The organism is Psychrobacter aquaticus CMS 56, assembly GCF_000471625.1.
Taxonomy (GTDB): domain Bacteria; phylum Pseudomonadota; class Gammaproteobacteria; order Pseudomonadales; family Moraxellaceae; genus Psychrobacter; species Psychrobacter aquaticus.
The window spans coordinates 61,941-83,641 of sequence record NZ_AUSW01000033.1 but is presented as its reverse complement, the minus strand read 5'-3'; the positions used below and the strand labels follow the sequence as shown (position 1 = coordinate 83,641).

Genomic DNA, 21,701 nt, shown 5'->3' with positions numbered 1-21,701 from the left:
TATTGCCAGTGTTTAATTGCTCGCTTGTTACTAATCGGTTATAGTTGGGCTTTAATCGACTGGACAAAAGACATGAAAAAGTTATTGCTGGGCTTTGGGTTAGTGGTATTGCTATCAGCATGTGGAACAGGTAATGAACCTGCAATAGAGGCTGAGCCTGATACTAGCGAACAAAGCTTAGAAGAAAGCGAAGTTATCACAGAGACGGAAGAAGTGGTGGCAGTTGTAGAGCCTGAACCCGTTGTTGAATCTGAGCCTGAGCCTATTGCTGAGCCTGATATTCCAGAAGATGACAGTGTGGTTGAAAGTAAAAATAGCGACATGGACTTCTCAACCTGCGTAACGCAACAAGCAACAATGGCAGAAGCTATTTTATCTAGCGGAAATTATAAGGTCATACCTATTGTGGACACAGAGCTTCGATCTATGGTTAAGTTTTGCACCAATGATGGTTCTGTAATTCATGCTTGTAGCGGGCTAGACAATACGATGGTAGTTACCAAGTCAACCGATAGAGAGGGGTGCTAGTTGTGAAAACCATTCTTAATGGTTATCGCTATATCACTCACAACGCTCAATCCAGCTTATGCTGAAGAATTGACGGCTATGGATTATTGCAATCAAATATTGTAGTGGTCAACTAATAAGAGATTTTTGTTGAAGTAGCGTCCCACACGTCGAGCAAACAGGTCTAGAACAACCGCTAAGTAACACCAGCCACCTTTGATACGAATATAAGTCACATCACCTGTCCAAACTTGATTAGGCGCATCTGGGCTAAACCTGCGGTCTAATATATTATCATGGGTTTTATGCGCTTGATCAGCGTGCTTGTACTTGTGAGACTTAAGCTGGCAACTGACCAAACCCATTTGCTTCATAAGCTTAGCGGCTAAGTAGCGCGTCAACCTAATGCTATGCTCATTCCACAGCATGGAGATAATGGTGCGAGTGCCTGCTAACTGCTTTGATTCGTTGAATACCTGACGTATCAAAGCTTTGAGTTTGACACGCTCAACATCAATGGGCTTAGTCTGGATGCCATAGTAGTAACTACTTCTCACTATACCAAACAGGTTGCACAGCTTCTGCTTGCTTAATCGTTTGTCCTGCTCTACAAGCTTACTTATCAGTAGTAGCTTTTGAGACTGTCCGATGCCAGTACAGCTAGCCGTACAACAAATGGTGACCGAACTCATAGATAGCCGAGTTCGCGTCATCTGTGACTTTTCTCATAGTATTCAAGACATGGTCGCAAGCGGCAGACTGTCATATGGCATTATAAAATTAACGGTCGATACTTCAGAAGATCTTCAGTCTTTTGGCTGGGCCAGCAACCAAAAGGTGTCTTTTGATGAATTAGATAAACTGCCCATCGTCTCCGCGCATAATGGTTGTTTTGTGCGGCATATTATAGAAGATACCTTAAACGACAGCGGCAAACGTTACTATTTTAGTTATTTAGCGAGCCATTTACAGCACCAAGTGGCGGCCATTCATGCAGGATTTGGCATAGGGTTATTGAGTAAAGACTTCATAAGTCGTACTGCCAATCTTGAGCTGCTCGGAAAAGACGAAGGCTTTCCTATGTTACCCAGCTATCAATACCGCCTGATAGGAGATGCCGATACCCACATCAAGCAAAAAATCGAGCAGCCTTTAAAACACTTTGTGGCGAGTATAAGAGATTAAATGCTTAGGACTAAACGTAATGCCCTATACTTAAATGTGCCCTATAAAAATAACGATTCATCCCCATCAACTATTCAAGCGCTAATTATATAAGCCATATAAGTCATTTATATCGCTTTTGCCTATTATTTTCCGTGCCTTTAAGCTAGGCGCGTTTTTTGAGGATTCACCATGAGCCAACTTTTTTCGCCTTTAAAACTTGGGCAAATCACACTAGATAATCGTATTATTATCGCACCCATGTGCCAGTACTCTGCCAATGATGGCGCGGCAAGCGATTGGCATACGATCCATTTAGGCCAAATGAGTTTGAGCGGCGCAGGACTACTTGTTTTAGAAGCAACTGCGGTCAATCCACAAGGACGTATTAGCTATGCTGATTTGGGATTATGGGATGACAGGACGCAAACAGCACTGGACAAAACGCTAACCGCAATCAGGCAGTACAGCCCTATGCCGATAGGCGTACAACTTGCCCATGCTGGGCGTAAAGCGTCAACTGAAAAACCATGGGACGGCGGCGGTTCGATTGCCCCTGATCAGTTAAATGGCTGGCAAACGGTGGCACCATCGGCGCTCGCTTATGACGAAAATTCTACTGTACCCACAGCAATGGATCAAAATGACATTGATGCACTAATAAGCGATTTTGTAAATGCGGCAAAACGCGCCGATGCGCTGGGCCTTGACTTGATTGAACTTCACGGTGCGCACGGTTATCTATTACATCAGTTTTTATCGCCTCTTTCTAACAAACGTGAGGATAAATACGGCGGCAACCTTGAGAATAGAATGCGCTTGTTACTTGAGGTATTTACAGCGGTTCGAGCTGAATTTCCAAGTGAAAAGCCAGTGGGTGTGCGTGTTTCTGCAACCGATTGGGCCCAAGGCGGCTGGGATCTCACACAAACGATCGAGCTGGCTAAAGCATTAGAGGCATTAGGCTGTGATTATATCCATGTGAGCACCGCAGGACTTAGCCCAGAACAGCAAATTCCTGTGGAAGCTAACTTTCAAGTGCCTTTTGCCACAGCAATAAAAGAAGCCGTCAATATACCAGTAATCGCAGTAGGCTTGATAACCGAAGCCCAACAAGCGCAAAGCATCATTACTGAGCAGAAAGCGGACGCAGTTGCATTGGCACGCGGCATACTTTATGACCCACATTGGCCTTGGCACGCTGCTGCAGAGCTTGGCGCAAAAGTAAAAGCGCCTAAACAATATCTGCGCTCAAGCCCACACGGCCAGCCCTCCCCAATAGAATAACTGCATAGACAATACTGGCTCAATTGGTTAAAACCGATTGAACCAGTATTGCCGTTATAAATAGAGACGTTAATGAGCGCTTTCCAGTCTAAAAGTGGTTAAAACGCTAGGTTATGCTGTTTTGTACAATTGAAAGAGAGGTATAGATTTATGCTGTATAAGTGTTGATAGTCAACTTCATAACATGCGCGGATGGTGGCAATCTTAATTACTCGTTTCGATAGATTAGCTTTTTGTTAGTTTATAAATTCTTGCATTATATGAGAGAAACCGTAGATAAGACCTTCATACTTATTACCTACAGAACACTTTAAGAACAGATTCATTCTTAATTTTATATTACCTTCAACAAATAAACCTATTGAGTTAGTTATAGGGTTGATTTATTCGATAATGAAGTACTCGCTATAGGACTTAAAGACACTTTCAAAGCCATCTACTGCAGATATAAACAACTAGCTGACTTCCTTCACATTAAATGATGCGTTTACCTCAGTTCCTGTATTTTCATTTGCATGAAAAACAGACGAGAATGAAATAGTAACCAAGAATTTTTGGTGAAACTTTATTCCATTTATGTCTTCATAATTCAACGTAACTGAAGCGCTTGGGAAGTCTGGTATTTCAAAAGGGCCGGTAGTTTCAGTTTGTGGACGATCCAAGATTCCTAGTTGAACATATTTCTCGAAAGCTGATATAAAATAGGAAGGTAGCTTAATAGAAACCTCTTTTTTATTTTGGCTTACAGGGACTGCCTCAAGAAATATAATTTTTTGATTATGGATAGCATGAAAAGATTTATCGATTTCTACAAAACCCTTTTTATGACTAAATTTCATTTGCTTATAAGGATCAAAATATTTTAATGCATCTACCAATTTATCTAGGCTTATATCCCACTCAGCTGCAAGATTGAGTGAAGGCCCTGTACCAAAGTTTATCAAATTCAAATCTATAAAATGAGACGATTCTTTATTTTCCCACGCCCATTCTTTACTCTCCTTCTCGACAATCGCTTTGCTATATTTAGATAGCAATTTAAGAACAGGTTTTGTTGTGGCTGTTCTTTGCTTTCTCATTTCAAAAATTATAAATGAGTTTGCCAAGGCGGTTAGCAGCGCAGCTAATGCTGTAACTGTAGCAACAATATCCATCAATATTCCAATAGTAGATTAGGTTTACAAAGTTATTCTGTCTGATTTTGGTGGTTTATAACACCCCAAAATGACCTATATTACATACTCCAATAATTTCAACAAGAATTATCTTTGCAAGTTATTGAAATAGCCAAAAACCATGATCTGTTAGACCATAATCTCCGTAACAATTTCAGTTTTCACCGAGTTAGCAATAAAGCATTGCTCATGCGCTTGATGATGCATTTTTTCAAGTTGCTCCATTGTCGGCTGTTTATCACCCGAAAATTTAACATGTGGTTTCAATATCACTTTAGTCATTGAGACTTTACCATCACTGTCTTTTTCCATGATACCCACAGCATTGTCTACATATGAATCAATCACATATTTTCTTTTTGCTGCAATAGACAAAAAGAAAATATGTGACAACTAGAAAGAGAGGCAACAAAAGCTTCTTCGGGATCTACATTTTCCTCAACAGAATAAGGCACGGAAACAACGTGAGGAGAAGATGAGGCTTGGACGACGACACCACCATCAAAAATCCATTCGTGCCCTCGGCTATATTTGTTATCAACGTAACTTTCACTGCTATCTCTAACCCAGTTGATTTTGGCAAAATACTCTGACATTTGAACTCCGTAAAGAATAGCTATTCTGGACTATAGCATTTACCCCCTTTCACTATATATGTATTACGAAAAAAAATTTACAATCAAAGAAAAAGCGCCATCCTAATAAGATGGCGCTTTTTGGTTCCTAATGGCTACTCTGCAACCAAAAGTTTACTGACCTAATTGCTTATAAGTTTGGGTTTACAATGATTTTTACCGCAGACTCATTGTTGTGAATCAGCGTATCAAATCCTTTTGAAATCAAATCATCCAAGGCAATGCGCTGAGTGATAAAAGGCTCAAGATTGACCAAACCGTCTTCGACCAGTTTAATGGTGTCTTTGTGATTGTTGACATAGCCAATAGTGCCGCGAATATCCAGCTCTTTCATCACCACGCTATGGACATTGACGGAGGCTGGATGACTCCAGATGGAGACAATCACCACCACGCCAGCAGGCTTGGTCAGCTCGACTAGCGAGTCAAGCACCGCATTGACACTGGTGCATTCAAACGCCACGTCCGCACCGCGATTATTGGTAATTTTCATCACCTCTGCGTTCAAATCTACTTCCGTCGGATCTAAGATATAATCCGCAACGCCACTCTCGCGGGCTTTTTCTTTGCGCTTGGCACTCAGCTCCGTGAGTATGACGGTCAGACCTTTGGCTTTTAAGACCGATGACAATAACAAACCAATAGGGCCACCGCCGCCGACCAACGCGATATCACCTGCCTGCGCGCCACTACGCACAAAAGCATGATAGCCCACAGATAGTGGCTCAATTAAGGCCGCTTGGTCTAGTGGAATATCATTGGAGATGGGATGTACCCAGCGGCGTTTGACGGCGATTTTTTCAGACAATCCGCCCCCACGTCCACCCAAACCGATAAAGTTCATATTTTCTGATAAGTGATAGTTTTCGCCCTCAACAGTGGAGACGTCATCAGCAATTATATACGGCTCAACCACCACGTGCTGACCGACTTCAATGTCATCAACGCCCTCGCCGACTTCGTATACCACACCTGAAAACTCATGCCCCATCGTGATGGGTGCAGACTCGCCTGAGATGGGATGCGGATGACCACAAGGAGGAATGAAAATAGGCCCTTCCATAAACTCATGCAAATCCGTGCCGCAAATACCGCACCATGCCACATCGATACCGACCGTACCTGCCGCTACCGTAGGCTCTGGAATGTCTTCAATACGGATGTCACCTTTGTCATAAAAACGTGCTGCTTTCATAGTAGTCTCCTTTGAGTGTTGTGATAAAAACGATTACCGCGATGAAAGTAAGGATTAGTTACTGACATCATGCCCAGATTAAAGTTGGCCTGTCAATCATCCAACCATACGCAGTTGTTGGTGAACAGTAACGCCACTGCACGCATTTAGCCAAGCTACTGATATCAATCACTATCTGTCATTACATGATTTTCTCTATCAAATGATGACTATTTATAGTCCATAAAACTCTTATGAATATTCTAAGAGAGATAGTAAAACAGACATCTAATAGCGTCTATTACTGGGCTAATTCCTTATAGTGTTGGCTGATATTGATACGCCAATAATCGAATTAAACAATAAAAGTGATAAGTTGTCAGTGTTGCCAAACTTTTGGTTGCATCTGTCACTCATTACGCCTAGTATTTCGCCCCTGCAATAATTCTACTTCTCAAAACAGAGCCCTAGTAGAGACATCTATTCACAATAAAGAAGGATTTATTATGTCAACTAACAACATTACGATTATTGACGGCGGTATGGGCCGAGAATTGGCAAAACGCGGCGCACCATTCCGCCAGCCTGAGTGGTCGGCGCTGGCGATGATAGAAGCGCCCGAGATCGTCCGTGACGTACACCGCGCTTTTATCCAAAGTGGTGCAGCGGTCATCACCACCAACAGCTACGCCCTCGTACCGTTTCATATTGGGGATGAGCGCTTTGCCAATCAGGCTCAAGAATTGGCAGCCTCAGCGGGCGAGATGGCGCGTGCAGCGGTCGAAATGGAAGGGGGCACGACTAAGGTAGCAGGCTCTATCCCGCCACTATTTGGCTCATATCGTGCTGACTTGTTTGACGCTGAGCATGTCGAAGATATCGCGACCCCACTTATCAAAGGTCTGAGCGCACACGTGGATTTTTGGCTGGCAGAAACCCAAAGCCTGATTGCAGAATCCGTCGCGGTACGTAAGCTATTAGATACGCTAGATACAGACAACAAACCATTGTGGGTATCTTTTACCTTAGAAGACAGCGAGCATCTTGATGTACCACGCTTGCGCTCAGGCGAGACGGTACAAGAAGCTGTTGCGACATTGGCAAATCTGAATATCGAGGCGATACTATTCAACTGCTGCCAGCCTGAGGTGATTGATCAAGCACTAGACGTCGCACAAAGCACTTTGCAAGATAAGAATGCAATGCACATTAAGCTTGGCGCTTATGCCAACGCCTTTCCGCCGCAGCCAAAAGACGCCACAGCAAATGATGGTCTCGATGAAGTGCGTGATGATCTCACACCGCCTGCGTATCTGGTATGGGCACAAAAATGGCAAACCCAAGGCGCATCATTGATCGGCGGCTGCTGTGGTATTGGTCCAGAACACATCGAGGCATTGAGCCAGCATTTCACAAGTACTTTGACAACAGGTACGTCGACAAAATAGAGATAGTGCGATGCAAAATGGACAAAAAATTGGGCTAACCATGCTCACCGCCCTCGTGTTCAGCTCGATGGTGGGTGCTGGTATTTTTAGCCTACCGCAAAACATGGCCGAAGTGGCAGGTGTGGACGCCATCATCACCGCATGGATCATCACTGGCGTGGGTATTTTATTACTCGCGGGCTGCTTTTTGCACTTATCACGCCTCAAGCCTGAATTGGACGGTGGTATTTATACCTATGCTAAAACAGGGTTTGGCGATTTGGCGGGCTTCTTTTCGGCATGGGGTTATTGGCTGTGCGCCACCATCGGGGTGGTGGGCTATTTGGTGGTGGCTTTTGCCGCGCTGGGTAGCTTTATTGATACGCCAACCAGTATTGTCTTTGGCGAAGGCAACACGATTGGCGCACTAATTGGTGAGTCGATCATCTTATGGCTGGTGCATTATTTGGTGCTGCGCGGTGTCAAACAAGCCGCCTTTATCAACTTACTTGCCACCTTGGCAAAGAGCCTACCGCTCATTGCCTTTATCGTGTTTGCCTATTATGCCTTTGATATGCAAACCTTTAACACCGACCGCGCGGGCACCACATTGGAAGCGCCCTTTATGGAGCAGGTGAAAGGGACGATGCTCATCACCTTATGGGTATTTACCGGTATCGAAGGGGCGATTGTGTTGTCGCAGCGCGCCAAAAAACGGTCGGATATCGGACGCGCTACTTATATTGGCGTGATTTTGGCACTGGTACTGTATGTCGCTATCACCCTGCTCTCGCTTGGGGTGATGAGCCGCGTTGATGTGGCTGCTTTAAGCAACCCCTCAATGGCAGGCATCATGGCACAAATGACGGGTAGCGTGGGCAAATGGGCCATCAGCATTGGACTTATCGTTTCGGTATTGGCATCTTATCTGAGCTGGATTCTCTACTCTGCAGAAGTGCCGTATACTGCTGCCAAATACAATGCCTTTCCGCGCATTTTTACCAAGCAAAACGCACAAGGCACGCCAACTGCCTCGCTGTTGTTGACCAGTGCTACTGTTCAGCTGTGCTTATTGATGATCTTTTTGACAGGTGAGGGTTATAACACCTTAGTGATTATCTCCACCTCGATGATTTTGATTCCTTATTTTTTGGTCGGGGCCTATTTGGTCAAAGTCTCATTTGCGCAGTCAGAACGCTGGAGCATCAAAGCCATCGGTTTGGGTGCGAGTGTCTATGGCGTTTGGCTGATTTACGCTGCTGGTGTAGACAACTTGCTGCTATCACTGTTTTTATATATACCCGGTCTGTTGATTTATTACTATAGCCGCTACCAAGCAAAGCGGACGCTTAAACAATAGCGCTAAAAGCTGTGTCTTAAAATAGAACAAATAAAGCAAAAAATGAAAGGGGTATAAGTCATGTGACTTATACCCCTTTTGTTTGAGCTATTCTACTTTAATGACTTATGAGTAGTTAGCAGAGCCTCTACGCACCCTCTTTACTTCTTACCTATTTTTTATTTCTGCCGCTTACGTTGCACAAGCAAACAATCACTGCCCTCCAATATCTACGACATAGCGCTGCTTATCATAATGAGCAGCATAAGCGGCGCCAGTGGTTGAATGCGTTCTTTGCGCATAGTCGATATAGTCAATAGTGATAGAGTCTTCAAACTCTGTATATTGAATCTCATACTTATAAGCAGTATGGGCTGGCAGATTACCCAACATATCCACTCTTTTGGTACTGGCATATATGGCCTTAACATCAGATATTGGATGATCACTGTTGTTATTAATCACAATCGTGCCTTTTTCTTGCTGACTCTCTGTGCATGCTACCAACAGTAATATAATAGTGGCAAAGCCTACGCGGTAATCAAACATAGTTTTTCCTAATGACAGCATGAAGTTGATAAGAGACTAAAACCCCGCGTTTTTGGATTTGTTTTATATTGATGAGTGTCGCTTATCAACCATCTTAACAGCAGTTATGTGGCTAATGCCTCCAAATCAATCACTTGATGGCAATAATGCCTCATAATATGATGATCGTGACTGACCATTACCAAGGTGCAATTTTGCGCTTTACATTGCGTCACGAGCAGATCCAGCGTTTCTTTTTGGGTAATGGGATCGAGTCTAGAGGTCACCTCATCGGCAAACAGCAAAACTGGATTAAAGAGTAGCGCACGCAAAATTGCCACCCGCTGCAACTCACCGCCTGAGACATTGAGCGCATTGCGAGTGAGAATTTGCTTATCTAGCTTTAGCTTTTCTAACAACTCAGGCACGCGGCTAGCATCTAAGCGGTGCTTTTTAATCACGTCATTTAGCAAAGTCTGTAGGGGTACATGCGAGGCAAAAGCGGCTGGTGGATCTTGATATAACTTAAGCACTTGATGGCTCTTTGGTTTTTGTTGCCAAGTAATGACGCCGCTGGCAGGTTTTAATAAGCCGCATAACGCGTCGCCCAATGAGCTTTTACCAATACCACTACCCCCAATCACGCCAAGCACTTCGGCCTTTTGTAAGCTAAAATTTAAGCTCTCAAACAAGACCCGTTTACCACGCGCCAGACTCAAGTCTTGGACAGTGAGTAATGGGCTGTCTTGAATGAGGCTTCTGTCTTGACTTTGCCAATTATACGGCGCGGCGGCAATCAATTGTTTGGCGTAGTCTGAGGTCGGTTGATTGAGTACTTGTACGCCACTGCCTTGTTCTAACAACTGGCCTTTTTTCATGACCATGATACGGTCATTAGCACGACCACTTAACGATCTTGCCACCTCGATATCATGAGTAATGGTCAAAAGTGTGCCGCCATTTTCGCTAACATTTTTTAGTAATGTAATGACCGCTTGTTTGTTGGCATCATCCAAGCCTTTGGTGGGTTCATCAGCGATGACAATATACGCACCGCCAGAGGTGGCAATCGCAAAAGAAGCGCGCTGTGCCATGCCGCCCGACAACTCATGTGGGTAATACTCTGCCGATTTTGCCAGTCCTAAGCTATCGATTTTTTCTTTTGCCAACTGCTTACTGGTCTTGTTGTCTTTTTGAGCCACAAAATAAAGACTTTCCCATACTTGGTCGAGCATGGTCATGGTGGGATTGAGTGAACGGCTTGGCTCTTGCGGCAACATCGCCATACGTCTGCCCCAATACTGGCGCAGTTGTGATTTGTTTAGAGCTTGATTTTCGATGAGGATATCACCTTGAGCGACCAATTCATCAGGCAATGCGCCCATGATGGCTTGCGCCAGTAAGCTTTTGCCTGAGCCTGTTTCGCCCAAAATAGTGACATTTTGCCCTTGATGTAGCGTCAAACTGATAGGCTCAACCAAACTTTGTCCCAACTTGGTAAACACCGCCACGTTATTGGTTTGTACCAAGATGCTGTCTATCGATGATTCTTGTACCGATGCGTCTGCTATCATTTTATTTTTCCTGAAATCAATTGTAAGCTTAAAACTAAAACGAAGACCGCGATAATAGGCTGTAGGAAAATGAAAGGCGCTTGATAATAATAAGGAAACAATTCAGTCATCATCAAGCCAAGCTCAGCCGTGGGCGGGCGCAAACCCACATTGATAAAACCCAGTGTGGCAAGAGCCAATACGGCATTACCAGCGGCAAAGGCACTGAGCGTCGCGATAACTGGCAAAATCTTCGGTAAAAAATGACGCTTGAAACAATAAAAGAAGTCCATACCCATCAACCGTGACGATTCGATTTCGCGGCTGCTGGCAATCGTTTGCGTCATGGCGCGTACCATACGAAAAAACTCGACCCACAACACCAATGAAATCCCCAAATATAACGACCAAAAACTGTTAGGCGCAATAGCCGCAAACAACAATACAAATAGTAGTCCTGGTAGCGCCATGACGATGTCACACAAAAACCGACAGACAAAGTCTATCCAGCCACCAAAATAACCGCTCAACACTCCCATCAGTAATCCAAAAAACAACGCAAAACCCACCGACAACACAATCAGCGAAAACGACAAGCGAATGGCAGATGCCACCCTTGCCAGCATATCTCGGCCAAAATGATCGGTGCCAAACCAATGGCTTATACTCGATGGCTGTAACATGCTACTGAGATTTTGGGCATTGGCATCCATTGGATAATAAATCGGCTGTAAAAAGGCAAACACCAATAGTAAGAGTAGTAAAATAGTCCCAAAAACTTGTACGGGTTGCAGTTTGTTAAATAGTTTAAACACATTCATAAAGTCAGCTTTCCTAGTGTTAATGGTGGATTTAGTGGTAATAAAAGTTAGCGCGCTAAATCCACGCGCGGATCAATCAGACCACTTAATAAATCCACCACCATATTTAGTACCACAAACATGGCGCCCATGATTAACGCCGTGCCTTGTATCATCGGCACATCACGGGCAACAATCGCATGTACCAATGCATGACCGCTACCAGGCCACGCAAACAAACTCTCCACAATCACCACCCCTTCCACCAAATACACCAGTTGTACTGAATGGTAGGCCAAAATGGGAATGGCCACATTGCGCAGACCATGCCGACAAAACGCCGTCCATTTACTCAAGCCCTTAAGCTCGGCAAAATGATAATACTCAGACGTTTGTACTTGCACCATCGCATGGCGACTGACTCGGATTGAGACCGCTGCCAACCCAATCGCCAACGTCAATGCTGGCAAGATGTAATGTTGCGGCGTGCCATAGCCGGCGGCTGGCAACCATTTGACTTGTACGGCAAGTAGCGTAATTAAAGCGATACCGATAATAAACACTGGGACGGAACGCAGCACGGTACTCACCACCAAAGTCAAACGGTCAAATATCCCGCTCGGTCTTTGCGCTGCCAGTAAGCCCAGAGGTGGCCCAATGACCAGCGATATGACCAGTGCGACCAATGCCAGCGCCAGAGTATGTCCGAACTGATGCGCAATCTCCGACCATACCGACTCCCCACTTACCAATGAATGCCCCAAATTAAACTGTGCCAAATCGACTAACCAATCAAAGTAGCTCTGCCACCACGGCTGATCCAAACCAAGCTCAGCTCGCACCAATGCAGCGGCGGCGGCATCCGTCTGATCATAACCGTAGCGACTGGCAGCGATGCGGTAAGCCATGTCGCCCGGTAAACTACGGGTCAGAATAAAAGTCAAAGTGCCAACCGACCAGACGACAAAGACCAGTTGTAATAAACGCTGGGAAATATATTTCAACATAGTTATCAATCACAATTTTTTTACGTTTATAAAGCGAGTTACGGCAATCGTCAGTTACTAACCACTGACTACCAATCACCAAGACAATTTATTCAAATAAAAATTTCGTTCTAAACCATCAATTTCCAAGCCCTTTAATGACTTATGCGCAGCGGCGTTCTGTTGGTAATACACCACAGGCACGATAGGTCGCTGGTCATAGATGATTTTTGACACCTTTTGTTTGGTCGCAATGTTATTATCACTGTCATTGTCCTTAGTCGTCTCTAGCTTTGATAAACTGTCGCTCAGCTCAGAATCTTGCCAATTCATCACGCCCCAGTCGCTGCCTTTTGGGTCAAAATCTTCGATCAGTGAACCCACAGGATCGGGCGTCATGCCATAGTTACGCGCATACAATGCCATCTCTAACGTGCCATCTTGATGACCAGCAGGAATCTCTGAAAAATTACCCACGGACACGTCTACATCCACCCCAATTTTTTTCCATTGCGCTTGCAGCGCCGTGGCAATGATTGGCAGCTCTGGACGGTCTGAAAAAGTGCGTAAGGTAAATTTGAACGGTTTGCCCTCTTTTTGTAGCATGCCCGTGGCATCAGCCGTAAAGCCCAAATCCAGCAAACGTTGTTTGATGGCTTGTGGATCCGGGGTTTGAGTTGGCGTTTTGATTTGCCAGTCTTTAAAAATTGGTGGCAATATTTGATTGGCTACGGCATTGTCTGCCCGCATCACAGACTGAGCAATGCCTTGTCTATCGATCGCATCACTGAGCGCTTGACGGACGTTGACATCACTAAACAAAGGATTTTTGGCATTGACTTTGTATTGAATGGTACGCGCCAGCGATTTTGATTTAACCTGTAAATTAGGATCTTGTTGCAAGCGCGCAAGGCTCGCTGAATCTAGCGTGAATACCAGATAGTTGGGTTTACTTTGCGCCAATAACGTGCGGGTTTCACTACGACTGTTGGCCAGATACGTGACGTCCTGAATTTTAGCTTTTTCGCCCCAGTAATCGGCAAAGGCTTTTTGCTCAATTTTTTGGGGCGGCTCAATTTTGGTGACGTAATAAGGGCCAGTTGCGATCAGCTCTTTTATTTCATTATTATCGTCAAACGAGGATTTTGCCAAAATAATACTGGTTGCATGTGCCAAATAAGCCGGAAAAGACATCAATGGCTTTTCTAACGTAATCTCTACCGTTTTGCTGTCAATTGCCTTAATTTGTGAAATCAGTGCCGACTTCAAAGCCGTGGGCTTGGTTAATGCCACGTCCAAGCTTTTTACCACGTCATCAGCGGTCAGTGGCGAGCCATCATGGAACTTGACGCCATCGCGCAATACAAACGTCCACACATCGCCTTGGTCATTGGCAGACCAGCTTTGCGCAAGCATGGGCTGCAAATCGGCATTTTGCGCAGCATCAACGAGCGTTTCGGCAAGCTGTAAACGCTGAAAAATAAACCCTGACTTACTTGGATCAGTAGACGTTATTTCCCAAGGTGTAACCACGATTAAGTTTTGTTGTTCATCGCCCTGAGGCGTAGAAGCTGTCTGACCCTCTGACGGCTTAGCGCCAGCAATGAAATACCATGCTAGTCCTGCTAGGGCTAATAGCACAGAAATTAAGGCAATTTTTCTCATATACTTTTCCGTTATAGTATAACATTTCAAAAAAAACGTTATGTTATAACGAAAGTCATAGAAGGTAAACCATTAATATGAAAATAATTCTCATTTGGCTCTGAATCAGTATCTCGCAACTATAAAATGAGACGCCGCGCAAACTAAATGCCTTGACCATGCAGCGTTACCAACATGTAGCGTTACCAATAAGGGGAGCGCTGCATCTCTTCAGCGAGAAAATCCATAAACTGTCTTTGTAATGGCGTGACCTGTTTTCGAGTGGCATAAATCACATAAACACCCAAGGTTTTAGGTTGCCACTCAGGCAATAGTACGATTAATTGGCCCGATTCAATCAAAGGCTGTACCGTTCCTAATGGCTGCAAGCTAATGCCATGCCCATTCAAAGTGGCGTCAAGCAATACTTCAGGGATGTTGGCGCTGATATTGCCCGAAATGGGAACAGATTCGGGGCCATTTGGACCATCGAAAACCCATGCAGACCGACCAAAATAAGCAAAAGATAAGCAGTTGTGATGTACCAAAGACTGTGCATCCGTAGGCTTTCCTCTTTTTTGCAGGTATTCAGGGGCAGCACAGACAATAGATCGACACTCTCCAATACGTCTGGCAACAACGTTTGGTTGCAAATCATTGGTAATACGAACAGCCAAATCGATACGGGAGTCAATCAAGTTGACTGAATCATCGGTTGCCAGAATATCAATCGCCGTCTGCGGCCAATGCGAGACAAAGCGCCTAACCACCTTCATCAAAAAACTGTCAATCAGTGAATAGCTGGCAGTAATTCGCAGCTGACCTTTCAACTCCAGGGTGTTTTGGTTACGGATATCATCTAGCGTCTGAGTCAATCCAAGCAGCTGATGCGCAACCTCAAGCGTCTGCTCACCCGCTGTCGTAAGGCTTAAGCGTCTGGTAGTGCGATGTAATAAGCGCACATCCATCCAACTCTCAAGCTCTGTCAAATACCGTGATACTTTGGCGCGAGACATGTCTAAATTCTCTGCGGCTCGGCTCAAACTACCTTGCTCAACAATAGTGACAAATACATGCATCGCTGTCAGTCTGTCCATCTTTTTATCCTTATTTGCTCGAAATATGCAACAGTAAACACCGGATTATAGGGTATTTCAACGGAATATAATCAAATAGAATGGCTTCTAACAATCAATATTCCACATAACATGTTTTATTTACCCTACTACAAACAAAGGTGTCTTATGAACAAACGAATAGCAGCTTCTGTGGTGGCCACCGCCCTACTACTTGCCGCACAAACCAATGCCGCTGACTTACAGCTCCAAGAATATAAAGCCAATAAAGACGCGATTTTTCCCGTAACCTCCGTACTGGCAAGCGGTGAAAGAGACGCCATTTTGTTTGATGCGCAGTTTAGCGTCAGCGATGGTAATGCGTTGGTTGATATGATCAAAAAGAGCAACAAAGACCTAAAAATGATTTACATCACCGCAGGCGATCCAGATTACTACTTTGGTCTTCAGCCATTACTGAACGCCTTTCCTAATGTCAAAGTGGTGGCCAGCCCTGCCACTGTTGAACACATCGAAGCCACCAAAGATGCAAAATTAGCACATTGGGGCCCAATCCTTGGCAAAAATGCGCCGACGAAACTCACCGTACCGCAAGCGCTCAATCAATCAACATTGACGCTAGAAGGTCACCATATCGAAATTAAGGAAATGGGAACACATCAAGCATATATGTGGGTGCCTGAGTCAAAAACCGTTTTTGGTGGCGTATCGGTGACATTGGGCCTACATGTTTGGACTGCTGATACTCAGACCAAAGAATCTCGTAGCGCTTGGATACAGTCGCTAGAGCAAATGAAGTTGTTAGCGCCAAACGTGGTCATTCCAGGCCATTATTTGGGCAATCGTCTCAAAAAAGGCCACGCGATTGACTTTACGATCAGTTATCTAAACACTTTTGAGCAAGCGCTTGACGAAGCCAAAAAACAAGACATAAAGCAGTCAGAAAAAGTGATTTCAGTTATGAAAACAGCCTATCCGGCATTGTCTGGGGAGAGTAATTTAGAGTTGAGCAGTAAAGTCAACACAGGTGAGATGGCATGGTAAACACAAACCATTAGTACATAAAACCCCCATAAGTTGGATTCAACTTATGGGGGTTTTCTCATTTATAGTGCAGTGTGATTGCTCGGACTTTTTAAATGGTAAGAAATAGCAATCTTAGTGCTTAAAAATTAACGCTGACATCGAAGATATAATAGCGACCCGGTTCATTAAACGTACGGGCACCAGCATTGGTCGTCGTCCCTTCTCGTTTGATTTGCTTATCAAACAGATTCTTGACACCAGCACCAATGGTGATGTCATCTGTTAGATTATAGCGTGTGCTGACATTGGCAAGGGCGTATGGATCACGATCCAGTTTCGGGGTGGTAAGTGCATCACCCGTAGTGACAGCCACTTCAGGCGCTTCAATGGTTCCATAGTAGCTAACGCCAAAGTCCGTGTTCCAGCGAGGGGTAATATCCCAACTGACATTTGAGTTCATGGTGAATTTAGGGATTAAGGATAACGGCTCACCCGTGTCTTTACGCTCTGAGCGGATATTCCCTGTCAAATTGGTAGACCATGAGACCGTATCAGTGACGGGTACTTTTACAAACCCTTCGATACCTTCAATGATAGCATCCCCTTGGTTTTCCCACTGAAACACAGAACGTTCTGCGGCGATACCATCCGCTATGACACCGACCACACCCACACGCTCTACACCAGCGCCGATACGATTGTCATAATCATTGTGATAGTAAGTCAAGCCTGCATTCAGTCCCGTGTCATCTTTATAAGTGAACGTCAGCTCTTTGTTCCAAGAGGTCTCGTGCTCTAGATCAGAATTACCCAAGACATAGCAGCCACGCTGATCGGTAGGTACGCTGGATGGACAACCATTACTACGCGTATAATAAATGTAGTTCGGATCAAGCTGATACAGTGAAGGGGCTTTAAACGCACGACTGGCACCCGCTTTTACTGACCAGTTTGGACTGAAGTTCCAAGTGGTGTTCAGACTGGGCGACCAATTGCTACCAGCTTGGTCATGATAATCAAGGCGTACACCAGGCGTAACATACCAGTCAGGCGTGATTTGATAGTTGTCTTCTAGATACGCACCAATAAGGTAAGCATCTGTCACTGGATCACGCTTGGCAGGATCGGCCTCGGTATCACCAAAATCAAAGCCTTCATCAAACTCTACGGTCGAAACCAAGGGATTGTCCAATCTTTCGCCGCGGAACTCGGCACCAGCCGTCAAGGTGTGACGATCAAAGTAGATATCCCACTCTGATTTTGCATTTAATGTGTCATAGGTCGCTTCTGTCCAATTATATTCAGCCTCTCCTTCAGGTTGCGAGATTTCACCTTCATAACGACCGACATTGCCTTCATTCAGACGTTCATTAATGGTGCGCGTATATTCAAGATAGCTGTTACTGCTGCTATTGTCATATTCACCGCGGTGAGTGAATGCAGCACCATAGCGCTCCATCTTATTGGTTTCTTGACCTGCCAACGCATTAACCAAGTCATCATTGATCGTCTGGAACTGTGAATCACCTGCCCAGCGATTGCTCTGGTTGCTATAGTTAACCTCAAAGCCGACGGTGTTCATCGCATCCATGGCATATTCAAAAAGCTGGCGCGCGTCTATATTTTCGACCCCTTCGCGGCCTGCAGCAACAGAAGCGACTGGCTCGCCACGATCGTCAATGACTTGCGCATCTTCTACATTGATATAAGGGTCGTCGCCTTCGCTATCATGGTAGCCAAGTGTGGTACGGAACGACAGCTTGTCCGTCAATGGGCCTGCCATATTGATGTTCGTGCGCCAATTTTCACCCTCAAGATCACTTTCTGGTAACTCGTAATGACCTGTGACCGAAAACTCCTTTTTGGTTGGGGCTTTGGTGATGATATTGACCACCCCGCCCATACTACCAGAACCATAACGCGCAGCCGCTGGACCACGCAGTACTTCGATGCGTTCAATGGCGCTTGGCGGTACCCATTGTGAGTCACCGCGAGTGTCTTGCTCGCTGCCACGACCAGGACGCACCGCATTACGCGAAGTAACTGGACGACCATCGATTAAAATGAGGGTATTATTCGGTCCCATACCGCGCAAATCGATTTGACGTTGGTTACCACGCTGCCCTGACGTAGACGATCCTGAGAGATTCACACCCGGCATCTTACGCACGATTTCTGAGATATCATTAGAAAGCGAGGCTTTTTCAATCGCCTCTTCATTAATAATAGACAGACCAGGCGCTTGTACCAACTCATCCCTTGCCGCCAGTACGACAATGGTATCTAACTCAGTGCTAGGCATATCTTGTTGTTCGGCAGCTTCTTGAGCGGCTGTCTGCTGTACCGTAAGCTCATTACTCTCAGCTGCCAATGCAGTGGTGCTAAAAACAGAAGCAATGGCAAGGCTCAGCAAGGCTTGACGAGTCGCGAAATGTGGCGGTTTTTGTGAGTAAAAATATTTTTTGGAGGCAGAAGAGGTGGATAACATGGGCATAAATAACAATCCTGAAAGTATTTGGTTGTATCGATAGCTTTCCACTTTGCCGATAGATGAAGTACCACATAACATCACATATACACGCTGCAAAAACATGAATACAGGCTGACGCTACCCTTCTTCGACTACCACTGACATAAGCTGAATGGCTAAAGCTTTCATACAGTTCACATTTTAAAAACAACAAGACCGAAGCGCTATTAACGTTTCGGCAATAAAGAACGCATACTTTAGCAACATTATAAAAATAATACAAACAATAATGATAATTATTACTATTTAGTTTTATAAACTTTGTTTTTGATGACGTTATTAGGGCGTGTTGAGTGAAAAGTGCACCCTCTCAGTGAGACAAAATACGTTACTATCAACGCGGCAAAAGCATTAAGATAAAATATGGAAAATAACTAATAACAAAACATTGATAATAGTGATAAGGATATAGCAGGTCATGGACAGAATCGATGCGATGCGGGCGTTTGTCGCCGTGGTGGTTGAAGGCAGCTTTAGTAATGCCGCAGCAGCCATGCAGCTGTCGCCGCAATTGGTGAGCAAATACGTCTCCAAACTAGAAGAACGACTTGATGTGCGGCTGTTTAATCGCACCACTCGTAAGGTAAGCCTGACTGAAGCAGGTACTCACTACTTTGAACATGCACAACAAATTTTATTGAGTATCGACAACATGGAATCTCAGTTGGGCGGCTTGCATCAAAACCCCAAAGGCACGCTAAGAATAAGCGCGCCTGTCTCATTTGCTATGAAACACATGGCCAAATTGGTCACGGATTTTCAGACGTTATATCCTTCCGTCACTGTCGATTTGCAACTGACTGACCGAAAAGTAGACATCGTTGAGGAAGGGTTTGATGTTGCCCTGCGTATCGGCGAGCTAAAAAGCTCTTCACTGATTGCAAAACTGGTTGCGCCCATTCGAGTGGTACTGTGCGCCTCACCAGAGTATCTTGCAAAGTATGGCATGCCTCACGAACCCAAAGACCTGAAAAACCATCGCTATTTACACTACAGCTATATGGAGAGAAATACGAAAGAAGTCATTCATCCATGGCTCACTACAGAGAGTGGTCAGCATCGCGGTGAATTAACCAGCAATAACGGCGACCTGCTCGTCAATGCGGCCATTGCAGGCGCAGGGTTGGCTGTGCAGCCGACATTTATTGCAAGCGAGGCCATTCGTAAAGGTGAACTGGTCATCGTGCTGCCTGATGACGAACCCAAGACGCTGGGTTTGTATGCGGTGTATGCCCACAGAAAGCTACTGCCCCATAAAATTCGATGTTTTATTGATTTTATTGATGGGTATTACGGTTCACCGCCCTATTGGGATGAACCGATACAAAACATATGAGAAGTGGGTATGACTGATAAATATAACTGCTAAATGTCTGACAGTGGTTACGCTCTCAATCAGTTGATATCCAAGCAGATATATTTGGTCTCTACGTACTCTTCAATGCCGTATTTTGAGCCTTCACGACCCAAACCAGATTCTTTGACGCCGCCAAATGGTGCCAATTCTGTGGTGAGCATGCCTGTGTTGACACCGACCATTCCCACTTCGAGCGCCTCAGCCACACGCCATACCCGTCCAATATCTCGACTATAAAAATAACCCGCCAAGCCATATTCTGTGCGATTGGCTAAGGCAATGACTTCTGCTTCTGTATCGAATTTAAAAACTGGCGCGATTGGTGCAAAGATTTCTTCATCCGCCACCCGCATGTCATTATTAACATCTGTCAAAATGGTTGGCTCAAAGAAGTTTTTATCCATCGCCACTCTTTGACCGCCGCACAGCACAGTAGCGCCTTTGGCTTTGGCATCGTTGACAAGTGCCTCTGCATTATCGGCAGCAGATTGAGAAATCAGTGGGCCTTGCACCACACCTGCCTCTAACCCATTACCGATTTTTATGGCGCGTACTTGCTCTGCCAATTTTTGTGTAAATGCTTCATAGACACCCGCTTGTACAAATAAGCGATTGGCGCAAACACAGGTCTGACCGCTATTACGATATTTACTCATCATTGCGCCTGTTACAGCCGCGTCAATATCAGCATCGTCAAAGACGATAAAAGGCGCATTGCCGCCCAGCTCTAACGACATTTTTTTGACGGTGTCAGCACATTGCTTCATCAATATTTTTCCGACACGCGTAGAGCCTGTAAAGCTGATTTTTTTGACCAAAGCATTGGTAGTCATCTCTCCGCCAATAGCGACTGGATCACCAGTGACCACACTATAAATCCCATCAGGCACGCCCGCTTGCTGAGCCAAATACGCCATCGCCAACGCTGAATATGGCGTTTCCATAGCGGGTTTGACAATCATCGGGCAGCCAGCGGCCAATGCAGGGCCTGCCTTACGACTGATCATAGAATGAGGGAAATTCCATGGGGTGATAGCGGCAGTAACACCAACGGGTTGTTTAATCACTATCAAACGCTTATCTGCCATATGACCCGGAATCACGTCACCATAAATGCGTTTCGCTTCTTCGGCAAACCATTCTAGATAATCCAGTCCACTTTGGATTTCTCCTTTGGCCTCAGCCAGTGGTTTGCCTTGCTCATGGGTCATAAGCAAAGCCAAATCCTCGATGTTTTCGGCAATCAGCGTGTGCCAACGGCGTAAAACGGTGCTACGTTCTTTGCCTGTTTTTTTTACCCATGCTGATTGAGCGATGTCTGCCGCTTCAATGGCACGGCGGGTTTCATTGCTTCCCATATTTGGTACTGTACCAATGACTTCACCGGTGGCTGGGTTCAATACTTCTTGGGTTTGCCCGTTATCCGCATCACACCACACACCATTGATAAAGGCTTGTTGTCTAAACAACGCATTGTTTTTTAATTGCATTTC

Annotated in this window: 20 protein-coding genes; 7 read left to right on the top strand and 13 right to left on the bottom strand. The window is 45.0% G+C overall.

Features of this window, described 5'->3' with window-relative positions:
- The first annotated feature begins 72 nt into the window (after nt 1–72).
- Nucleotides 73–528 carry a hypothetical protein gene (locus tag M917_RS09250; RefSeq protein ID WP_021814549.1) on the top strand — a complete coding sequence of 152 codons (456 nt, stop codon included), beginning with the start codon at nt 73–75 and terminating at the stop codon, nt 526–528.
- A gap of 92 nt (nt 529–620) precedes the next feature.
- On the opposite strand, the gene M917_RS09245 is transcribed toward M917_RS09250, so the two are convergent.
- Entirely contained in the window at nt 621–1,199 is a 579-nt protein-coding gene (locus tag M917_RS09245) for a DDE-type integrase/transposase/recombinase (protein ID WP_161626696.1), read from the bottom strand.
- On the opposite strand from M917_RS09245, the gene M917_RS09240 reads away from it, so the two are divergent.
- Entirely contained in the window at nt 1,156–1,692 is a 537-nt protein-coding gene (locus M917_RS09240) for a type 2 periplasmic-binding domain-containing protein (RefSeq protein WP_021814547.1), read from the top strand. The genes M917_RS09245 and M917_RS09240 overlap by 44 nt on opposite strands.
- Nucleotides 1,693–1,863: 171 nt before the next feature.
- A complete protein-coding gene (locus M917_RS09235; protein WP_021814546.1) occupies nt 1,864–2,958 on the top strand; it encodes an NADH:flavin oxidoreductase/NADH oxidase in 1,095 nt (364 codons plus the stop codon).
- A gap of 455 nt (nt 2,959–3,413) precedes the next feature.
- Here M917_RS09235 and M917_RS09230 read toward each other — a convergent pair whose 3' ends face one another.
- The 4 genes from M917_RS09230 to M917_RS09220 form a co-directional block, all read right to left on the bottom strand.
- Entirely contained in the window at nt 3,414–4,112 is a 699-nt protein-coding gene (locus M917_RS09230) for a hypothetical protein (RefSeq protein WP_021814545.1), read from the bottom strand.
- A gap of 150 nt (nt 4,113–4,262) precedes the next feature.
- Nucleotides 4,263–4,481, bottom strand: a complete 219-nt coding sequence (locus M917_RS14530) for an OsmC family protein (protein WP_200861754.1) — start codon at nt 4,479–4,481, stop codon at nt 4,263–4,265.
- Complete coding sequence (locus M917_RS14525) at nt 4,478–4,729, bottom strand: putative redox protein (protein ID WP_021814543.1); 252 nt, start codon at nt 4,727–4,729, stop codon at nt 4,478–4,480. The genes M917_RS14530 and M917_RS14525 overlap by 4 nt, the downstream gene beginning before the upstream one ends.
- Nucleotides 4,730–4,898: 169 nt before the next feature.
- On the bottom strand, nt 4,899–5,963 hold the full coding sequence (locus M917_RS09220) for a 2,3-butanediol dehydrogenase (RefSeq protein WP_021814542.1): 1,065 nt from the start codon (nt 5,961–5,963) through the stop codon (nt 4,899–4,901).
- A 500-nt stretch (nt 5,964–6,463) separates the two neighbouring features.
- On the opposite strand from M917_RS09220, the gene M917_RS09215 reads away from it, so the two are divergent.
- Nucleotides 6,464–7,390 carry a homocysteine S-methyltransferase family protein gene (locus tag M917_RS09215; protein WP_264629461.1) on the top strand — a complete coding sequence of 309 codons (927 nt, stop codon included), beginning with the start codon at nt 6,464–6,466 and terminating at the stop codon, nt 7,388–7,390.
- 10 nt (nt 7,391–7,400) lie between these two features.
- Nucleotides 7,401–8,729: a basic amino acid/polyamine antiporter gene (locus tag M917_RS09210; RefSeq protein WP_021814539.1), complete on the top strand. Its 1,329-nt coding sequence runs from the start codon at nt 7,401–7,403 to the stop codon at nt 8,727–8,729.
- Between the two features lie 192 nt (nt 8,730–8,921).
- Here the strand turns inward: M917_RS09210 and M917_RS09205 are convergent, their stop codons facing one another.
- The 6 genes from M917_RS09205 to M917_RS09180 all read right to left on the bottom strand — a co-directional run bounded on the left by M917_RS09205 (nt 8,922) and on the right by M917_RS09180 (nt 15,316).
- Nucleotides 8,922–9,257: a hypothetical protein gene (locus M917_RS09205; protein ID WP_021814538.1), complete on the bottom strand. Its 336-nt coding sequence runs from the start codon at nt 9,255–9,257 to the stop codon at nt 8,922–8,924.
- A 104-nt stretch (nt 9,258–9,361) separates the two neighbouring features.
- Nucleotides 9,362–10,810, bottom strand: coding sequence for an ABC transporter ATP-binding protein (locus M917_RS09200; protein WP_021814537.1), 1,449 nt, complete (start codon nt 10,808–10,810; stop codon nt 9,362–9,364).
- Nucleotides 10,807–11,610, bottom strand: a complete 804-nt coding sequence (locus tag M917_RS09195; protein WP_021814536.1) for an ABC transporter permease — start codon at nt 11,608–11,610, stop codon at nt 10,807–10,809. Before M917_RS09195 ends, M917_RS09200 begins: the two co-directional genes overlap by 4 nt.
- Before the next feature lie 47 nt (nt 11,611–11,657).
- Nucleotides 11,658–12,596, bottom strand: a complete 939-nt coding sequence (locus M917_RS09190) for an ABC transporter permease (RefSeq protein ID WP_021814535.1) — start codon at nt 12,594–12,596, stop codon at nt 11,658–11,660.
- 75 nt (nt 12,597–12,671) lie between these two features.
- Nucleotides 12,672–14,240, bottom strand: a complete 1,569-nt coding sequence (locus M917_RS09185; RefSeq protein ID WP_021814534.1) for an ABC transporter substrate-binding protein — start codon at nt 14,238–14,240, stop codon at nt 12,672–12,674.
- A gap of 182 nt (nt 14,241–14,422) precedes the next feature.
- The gene (locus tag M917_RS09180; RefSeq protein WP_021814533.1) at nt 14,423–15,316 is read right to left on the bottom strand and encodes a LysR family transcriptional regulator; all 894 of its coding nucleotides are present in this window, start codon (nt 15,314–15,316) and stop codon (nt 14,423–14,425) included.
- Nucleotides 15,317–15,463: 147 nt separating this feature from the next.
- On the opposite strand from M917_RS09180, the gene M917_RS09175 reads away from it, so the two are divergent.
- A complete protein-coding gene (locus M917_RS09175) occupies nt 15,464–16,339 on the top strand; it encodes an MBL fold metallo-hydrolase (protein WP_021814532.1) in 876 nt (291 codons plus the stop codon).
- A 121-nt stretch (nt 16,340–16,460) separates the two neighbouring features.
- Here M917_RS09175 and M917_RS09170 read toward each other — a convergent pair whose 3' ends face one another.
- Nucleotides 16,461–18,815: a FepA family TonB-dependent siderophore receptor gene (locus M917_RS09170; RefSeq protein ID WP_040642486.1), complete on the bottom strand. Its 2,355-nt coding sequence runs from the start codon at nt 18,813–18,815 to the stop codon at nt 16,461–16,463.
- Between the two features lie 454 nt (nt 18,816–19,269).
- Here M917_RS09170 and M917_RS09165 point away from each other — a divergent pair, with 454 nt between their 5' ends.
- Nucleotides 19,270–20,187 (top strand): LysR family transcriptional regulator, encoded by a 918-nt coding sequence (locus M917_RS09165; protein WP_021814530.1) that lies wholly within the window; start codon nt 19,270–19,272, stop codon nt 20,185–20,187.
- Nucleotides 20,188–20,246: 59 nt separating this feature from the next.
- Here the strand turns inward: M917_RS09165 and M917_RS09160 are convergent, their stop codons facing one another.
- Complete coding sequence (locus tag M917_RS09160) at nt 20,247–21,698, bottom strand: NAD-dependent succinate-semialdehyde dehydrogenase (RefSeq protein WP_021814529.1); 1,452 nt, start codon at nt 21,696–21,698, stop codon at nt 20,247–20,249.
- Nucleotides 21,699–21,701 lie beyond the last annotated feature (3 nt).